Annotated in this window: 7 protein-coding genes; all 7 read right to left on the bottom strand. The window is 67.4% G+C overall.

Features of this window, described 5'->3' with window-relative positions:
- Positions 1-317 (bottom strand): 2,4'-dihydroxyacetophenone dioxygenase family protein (locus QZ772_RS18415; protein ID WP_295529246.1); only part of this gene is annotated, 317 nt, incomplete at its 3' end.
- A gap of 66 nt (positions 318-383) precedes the next feature.
- Entirely contained in the window at positions 384-1,463 is a 1,080-nt protein-coding gene (locus tag QZ772_RS18410; RefSeq protein ID WP_295529244.1) for an acyl-CoA dehydrogenase family protein, read from the bottom strand.
- A gap of 13 nt (positions 1,464-1,476) precedes the next feature.
- Positions 1,477-2,619: an acyl-CoA dehydrogenase family protein gene (locus QZ772_RS18405; RefSeq protein ID WP_295529242.1), complete on the bottom strand. Its 1,143-nt coding sequence runs from the start codon at positions 2,617-2,619 to the stop codon at positions 1,477-1,479.
- On the bottom strand, positions 2,616-3,392 hold the full coding sequence (locus QZ772_RS18400; RefSeq protein WP_295529240.1) for a crotonase/enoyl-CoA hydratase family protein: 777 nt from the start codon (positions 3,390-3,392) through the stop codon (positions 2,616-2,618). The genes QZ772_RS18405 and QZ772_RS18400 overlap by 4 nt, the downstream gene beginning before the upstream one ends.
- The gene (locus QZ772_RS18395) at positions 3,389-3,799 is read right to left on the bottom strand and encodes a zinc ribbon domain-containing protein (RefSeq protein ID WP_295529238.1); all 411 of its coding nucleotides are present in this window, start codon (positions 3,797-3,799) and stop codon (positions 3,389-3,391) included. The genes QZ772_RS18400 and QZ772_RS18395 overlap by 4 nt, the downstream gene beginning before the upstream one ends.
- 11 nt (positions 3,800-3,810) lie before the next feature.
- A complete protein-coding gene (locus tag QZ772_RS18390) occupies positions 3,811-4,977 on the bottom strand; it encodes a thiolase domain-containing protein (RefSeq protein ID WP_058642800.1) in 1,167 nt (388 codons plus the stop codon).
- Positions 4,974-6,122 (bottom strand): acyl-CoA dehydrogenase, encoded by a 1,149-nt coding sequence (locus QZ772_RS18385; RefSeq protein WP_295529235.1) that lies wholly within the window; start codon positions 6,120-6,122, stop codon positions 4,974-4,976. Before QZ772_RS18385 ends, QZ772_RS18390 begins: the two co-directional genes overlap by 4 nt.

The following is a 6,122-nucleotide window of genomic DNA, read 5'->3' as shown; positions in this document are numbered from 1 at the left end:
TGGACGGAGCCGGCCGGCTCGTAGAGATAGGAGCCGGCGACATTCACCTCGGGGTATTCGAGGTAGCGCCACGATCCGGCAATCGTGAAGGCGTAGACCTCGCCCGTGTGCTTGTGCGTCGGCAACGTCGTGCCAGGCGCCATCCGCATCCTGACGATCCATAGGCCGGTCGGAATATCGACCTGCAAGACCTGCATCTCGACGCCGTGGTCGAATTCGACGAAGGGAAGGTCATCCTGCCCTCTGTGAAGGGCCTCGGGCACACCGTGAGCAGGGACTGCAAAGGTCGGACGGGGAAGAGCGGCTGCAATGCTCATAAGTCTGTTCTCGTTGAAAAGGCAATGGGCGGAGAGAGATTCGACCCGGCTCCGTGGCGCGAACCGCTAACGGGACATCTCGACGATGTGCGGCCAAACTTGCGCTCCGCCGGATCGAATGGTGCGATCACCGAGCTGGAGTGCCCATTCCCGCTCCGTCCCCCACTCGCCGCGCCAGGACCACAGGCGGCGAGTGAAGTGATGCAGGGAATGCTCGTCGGTGAAACCGATGGCGCCGTGGACCTGATGGCCGACCGCAGCGGCAATGCCAGCGCATCTCCCCGCACGGATCTTGGCGACAGCGACCTCATCGATGGCGATGCGCGTTTCCATGCCGTGGGCGGCAACGTTCACCGCCATGGTCGCGGCGGCGATTTCGCAGCTCAGCTCGGCGAGCGCATGCTGCAGTGCCTGGAACTTGCCGATGTTCCGGCCGAACTGGACCCGGTCGTTGGCGTAAGCAATGGAAAGATCGAGCACACGGCGGGCGGCGCCGACGATGAGACTCGCCGTCGCCAGCGCACACCAGCCGTGCACATCGGCATGCATCGGCAGCCGGCCGTCGCATACTGACCACCCCGCCATGCGCAGCAGCGTGGCGCGGGGCTCGCCTGCCGTGTTTCGACTGACAGCCCACGCATCGGCTGCCGTTGGAGGCTCGAAGAGCGCCACACCGTTGCCGCGACCATCGTCGCTCGCCCAGGTGACCAGCAAGCGCCGCGCGTCCATGCCCCAGGGCATCACCAGACCCGTAGCATTCAGTCGTACGCCGGCCGCAGATACATCGCGTTGCTCCGGGCCGCCCGCGCAGGCCTGGACGACGGACAGGGGTCCCGGTACCTCGGAAGAAAGTCCGGCCTGCTGCAGAAGTCCACGCGCCACCAAGGTCTCGGCCAGCGGCAGGGCGACGCCGTGGTAGCCCTGGGCCATCAGGACCTCTGCAGCACAGGGCCAGCCCTCCCCGTCCATGTCGCCGGCCAGCAGACGGTCAAAACCGGCGGCCTCCACGTCGTTCCACAGCGGCACGGACAAGCGCTGCGCCTGCACGTCCGCGCGTTGCGCCTTCTTCTGCCGTTCGGCGAGGTCAGCGAAGAGCCGGTGCGCGGCATCTCGAACCTGGAGGACCACGGAGTCGTCTTGGGTCATGGCTTTCATCCTGTTAGCGAAGGCCCAGTTCACGGGCGATGATCCCGCGGAGGATCTCCCGCGTTCCCCCCCGCAAGGAAAACGAGGGCGCGACCTGTGTCAGGTACTGCGCCACCTCGGCGAGCGCTGGATGCGCCGTTTGTGCGCCGCCCCCGAAGAGGTCGTGCGCCACCTGGGGCAGGCGCTGCTCGATGTCGTTGCCCAAGGCCTTGACGATCGCTGCCACGACGTTGGGCCGCTCCCCTCGGGCCAGCATGCCTGCCACGCCGAAGGACATGGCGCGCAAGGTGGCGAGTTCGGCCATCAGCCGACCGATGGCCTCGACCTGTCCGGCATCCGAAGCGTCCGCGGCCTCGGCCATCTGCACCATCAGCTGCAGGCTGCTGAGGTAACGTTCCGGCCCGCTGCGCTCCAGCGCCAGCTCGGCGGTCACCTGCGCCCAGCCATGGCCTTCCTCGCCGAGCAGTGCATCGTGCGGCACCACGGCATCCTGAAAAACGACCTCGTTGAAGTCTTCTTCGCCCGCGAGATTGCGGATGGGGCGAATGGTGATTCCCGGCGTCTTCAGGTCGATGAGCAGCTGTGACAGCCCGTCATGCCGCTTGGCCTGCGCATCGGTACGAACCAGCGCGATCATGTAGTGGGCACGATGGGCGTTGGTCGTCCACAGCTTGGTTCCGTTGATCCGCCATCCGTCGGCGACGCGCTCGGCGCGGGTGCGCAAGGCAGCCACGTCGGAACCGGCGTCGGGCTCGCTCATGCCGATGCAGAAGTAGAGTTCGCCGCGCGCCATGCGCGGCAGCAGCCGCTCCTTCTGCGCCTCAGTGCCGTAGCGCAGCAGAAGTGGGCCGCTTTGCCGATCGGCAATCCAATGCGCGCCACAGGGTGCCCCGGCGGCCAGCAACTCTTCCAGCACGACGTAGCGCTCCAGTGCCGATCGATCGTGGCCGCCGTAGCGCGCAGGCCAAGTCATCCCAATCCATCCGCGCTCGCCCAAAGCACGGCTGAAGCTGGGTTCGAAGGCGGTCCAACTCTCCGCCTTCTTGCGCGGAGAAAGGTCTGCCACATGCTTTTCAAGGAAGCGGCGCACCTCCGTGCGCAGCGCTTCGCCAGCGGCGCTCGAATCGCTGCGGGGAATCGACAGGTCGGTCGTCATAGTTTGCCTCTTTCAAGAAAAGCTCGGACGGCCGCGACATGCTCAGGGCTGTCTTGTGCCAATGCCTGCAGGCCGGCCGAAAGCTGCAGAAAGGTGTCGAGAGAGGTAAACGGTGCCTCCCTCATGAGTCGCTTGCTCATGCGCAGCGTCGCCGCGGGATTGGCGGCGATGCGCTGAGCCAGACGCTGCGCGGCGGGGAGAAGCCTTTCGGCCTCAACAACCTCGGCGACGAGGCCCCACGCCAGCGCCTTGGCAGCATCGATAGGGTCGCCCGTGAAGGCCATCTCCGCGGCGCGCTGTGGCCCGACGACCCGCTGGAGAAACCAGAGGCCGCCGTCGCCGGAAATGAGCCCCACCTTGATGAAGCTCTGCGCGAAGCGCGCTGACGGTGCGGCGAGCCGCAGGTCGCACATGCAGGCGAGGTCGCAGCCCACGCCCATGGCTGGCCCGTTGACCGCAGCGATCGTCGGGATCTCCAGCGCGTGGAGCGCAGCAGGGATGCGCTGGATGCCCTCGCGATAGTCCAGGCGCGTAGCGGCCGCCGCCTGGCGTAGCTCAATAGTCAATGCCATGGCCTTGATGTCCCCGCCCGCGGAAAATGCACTGCCTGCACCAGTCAAGATCAACGCCTTGACGGATCGATCGAGGGCGACGGTCTCTAGAACACGCACGAACTCCTCGGCGTCGGCGTGCCCAAGGGCATTGCGCGTCTGGGGCCGATTCATGGTCAGCGTTACGACATCGCCGTCACGCGCCTGTTCGATGAAACTCATGCGGCCTGCTCCTTGTTGGTCCGGTTCTGCTGGAACACCGGCATGTTCTGGCCGTTGGCCGTCACCACCCATCCCAGCACCACCGACAAGCCGACCTGCCAGCCGTCTACGGGTGGATCGCCTACTAGGTGGGTCAGCATCGTGAAGCCCTCCTCTAGCCGAACGTAGGCCAGCGTGTAGGAGGCAGCCTTGGAATGCACCGTCGTCCACGAATAGATCGCGCCGATGCCGGCAGACGTCGCTCGGCCGGTGTCGGATGCATGGCAATGCGGGCAGTGGGGCCGGGGATAGAAATGCGCCTTGCCGCAGGCGGCGCAATGGCCATAAGTCAACGCGCTCTGCGCACAGGCGTCGAGCCAGGGTATGGACGCGGCCGTCCTGACGGGATCGTCGATGGTGCTGTTCATGTCTGTCGGTCCTACGTGCGGGTGAGGATGAGCACGGCGCTGCCGTGCCGGGAGCCCAGCAGTCCTCCAACACCGCTGACCAGGGCATGCTCGCAGCCCGGCACCTGCACGGCGGGGTGGGCCTCCCCGCGTAACTGGCGGACGGCCTCGATCACTTTGACCATGCCTCCGCGGTTGGCGGGATGGTTGTTGCACAGGCCGCCGCCATCGGTGTTGACCGGCAGGCGGCCGCCGCGGGCAAGCAGACCGCCCTCTTCCACGAAGCGGCCGCCTTCGCCCTTGGCGCAGAAGCCTAGGTCTTCGAGCTGCATCAGGACCGTGATGGTGAAGCTGTCGTATAACGAGGCGTAATCAATGTCCTGCGTGCCCAGACCTGCGTGGGCGAAGGCGGCGGCACCCGCGTGCCGCGTGGCCGACCAGCTCAGGTCCACGTCTCCGCCCAATTGGCCCTTGACCGACTCGCCACTGCCCCGGATCTCGATCCGCGGCTTGGCAAGGGACTTCATCACGTCGGGATGGACGACCACCAGCGCGCCTCCGCCGTCGCTCACCACGCAGCAGTCCAGCCGATGCAGCGGATCGGCCACCAGCGGCGAGGCCAGCACGTCGTCGGGCGTCACCACCTGGCGCAGCATGGCATGGGGGTTGTGCTGGGCGTGCTGTGAAAAGGCCGCCTTGATCCAGGCGAGCTGGCGAGGGGTGGTGCCGTACTCATGCATGTGCCGTCGTGCCACCAGCGCATACATCGGTGCGACCGCGCCGCGGTAAGGTGACTCGAACGGACCTTCCGGCGTGGCGTCCGCCGGCCGGACCGTGGCACCGTACAGCCGGGGCTGCGAGCGGGGCACCCCGCCCATCGTCACCAGGGCAACCCGGCAGCGGCCCTGGGCAATGGCCTGGGCTGCGTGGGCGGCATGCAGAAGGGGCGCCGAGCCGCCGGTGTCCGTCGTGTCTACATGGCGCACCTGAAGGCCCAGGTAATCCACCATCGAATGCGGTCCCAGGCCCGGCGCATCGCCGGCGCAGAAGTAACCGTCGACGTCGGAGAAGCTCAGCCCCGCATCCGCCAAAGCGCCGCGTGCGACCTGTTCGTGGATCTGTGCGAGGCTCAGATGAGGAGTGTTGCGCAGCGGATGCTCGAAGGCGCCTGCGATGCAGGCCAACGCGGCGGATGTCACGGCTGTGCTCCCACCCTGTCATCGACTGCGTAGGCCGCCAAGTGATGCTGCGCGTCGCCGAACTGCAGCTCCAGCGACATCAGGCGCCGAAACGCGTGGCTGACCACGCATTCGTCGGTAAGGCCGATCGCACCGTGCAGCTGCACCGCCATCTGCGCCACCATGCGAGCGTTGCGCCCCACCAGGTACTTCACGGAGGACATCGCCCGGCGGCGAGCCGCCGCGTCTTGCCCGGTTGCCGCGCCGGCAGCGAACCAGGCCATGCTGCGCACCTGCTCGATGGCCACGAGCATGTCGACGGCACCGTGCTGCAGAACCTGGAAGGTCGCGAGCGGCCGACCGAACTGCTGGCGCGTCTGCAGGTGCTCGATCGTGAGCGCAAGCAGCGACTCCGTGAGTCCGAGCGCTTCGGCTGCCTGTACGGCGATGGCGCGGTCGATGGCCTGTTCCACGGCGGCGAGGGCCGCGCCCTCCGTGCCGAGCAAAGCGCTCGCCGGGAGTCGCACCTGATCGAACACCAGGTCGGCCACTGGGACGCCGTCGTGGCGTCGGTAACCGCTGCGCCGGATACCGGGATGATCGGCGGCGATGGCGAACAGGCTGAGACCCGCACCCTCGCCGACGGCGCCCGAGGTGCGGGCCAGCACCAGCAGCACGTCTGCACTCGCGCCGTGCTCCACGAGGATCTTGCTGCCGTCCACGCGGTAGCCCTCGCCATCGCGGGTCGCAGTCAGCCTGCTGTGCGCAGGCCGCCATGCCGTGTCCGGCTCCTCCAGCGCGAGGGCGAAGATCTGCTCGCCCGACGCGATCGATGGCAGCCAGCGCTCGGCGTCGCGGCCGCCCAGGGCGGCCAGGGTGCCGCCCGCCAGCACCACCGAGGCGAACCACGGCTCCATCACCATCGCGCGACCCAGCTCCTGCGCAACCAGCATCGTCTCGACAGTGCCGCCGCCCAGGCCGCCATGCTGCTGGTCGAAGGGCAGTGCCAGCACACCCAGTTCGCCCAGCGCCCGCCAGGTGCCGTCGTCCCATCCGCGCTCGCTGAGTCGGCGCGCCTCGCGCTGCAGGAAGCCGTAGGACTGGCGCAAATAGCGCGAAACCGCGTCCTGCAGGGCGCGCTGCTCTTCCGTGAATGAGAAGTCCAT

This window comes from uncultured Pseudacidovorax sp., from assembly GCF_913773995.1.
Lineage (GTDB): Bacteria > Pseudomonadota > Gammaproteobacteria > Burkholderiales > Burkholderiaceae_C > Xenophilus.
Note: the sequence above shows the minus strand (reverse complement) of the source record. Positions and strands in the feature narration are given on the sequence as shown.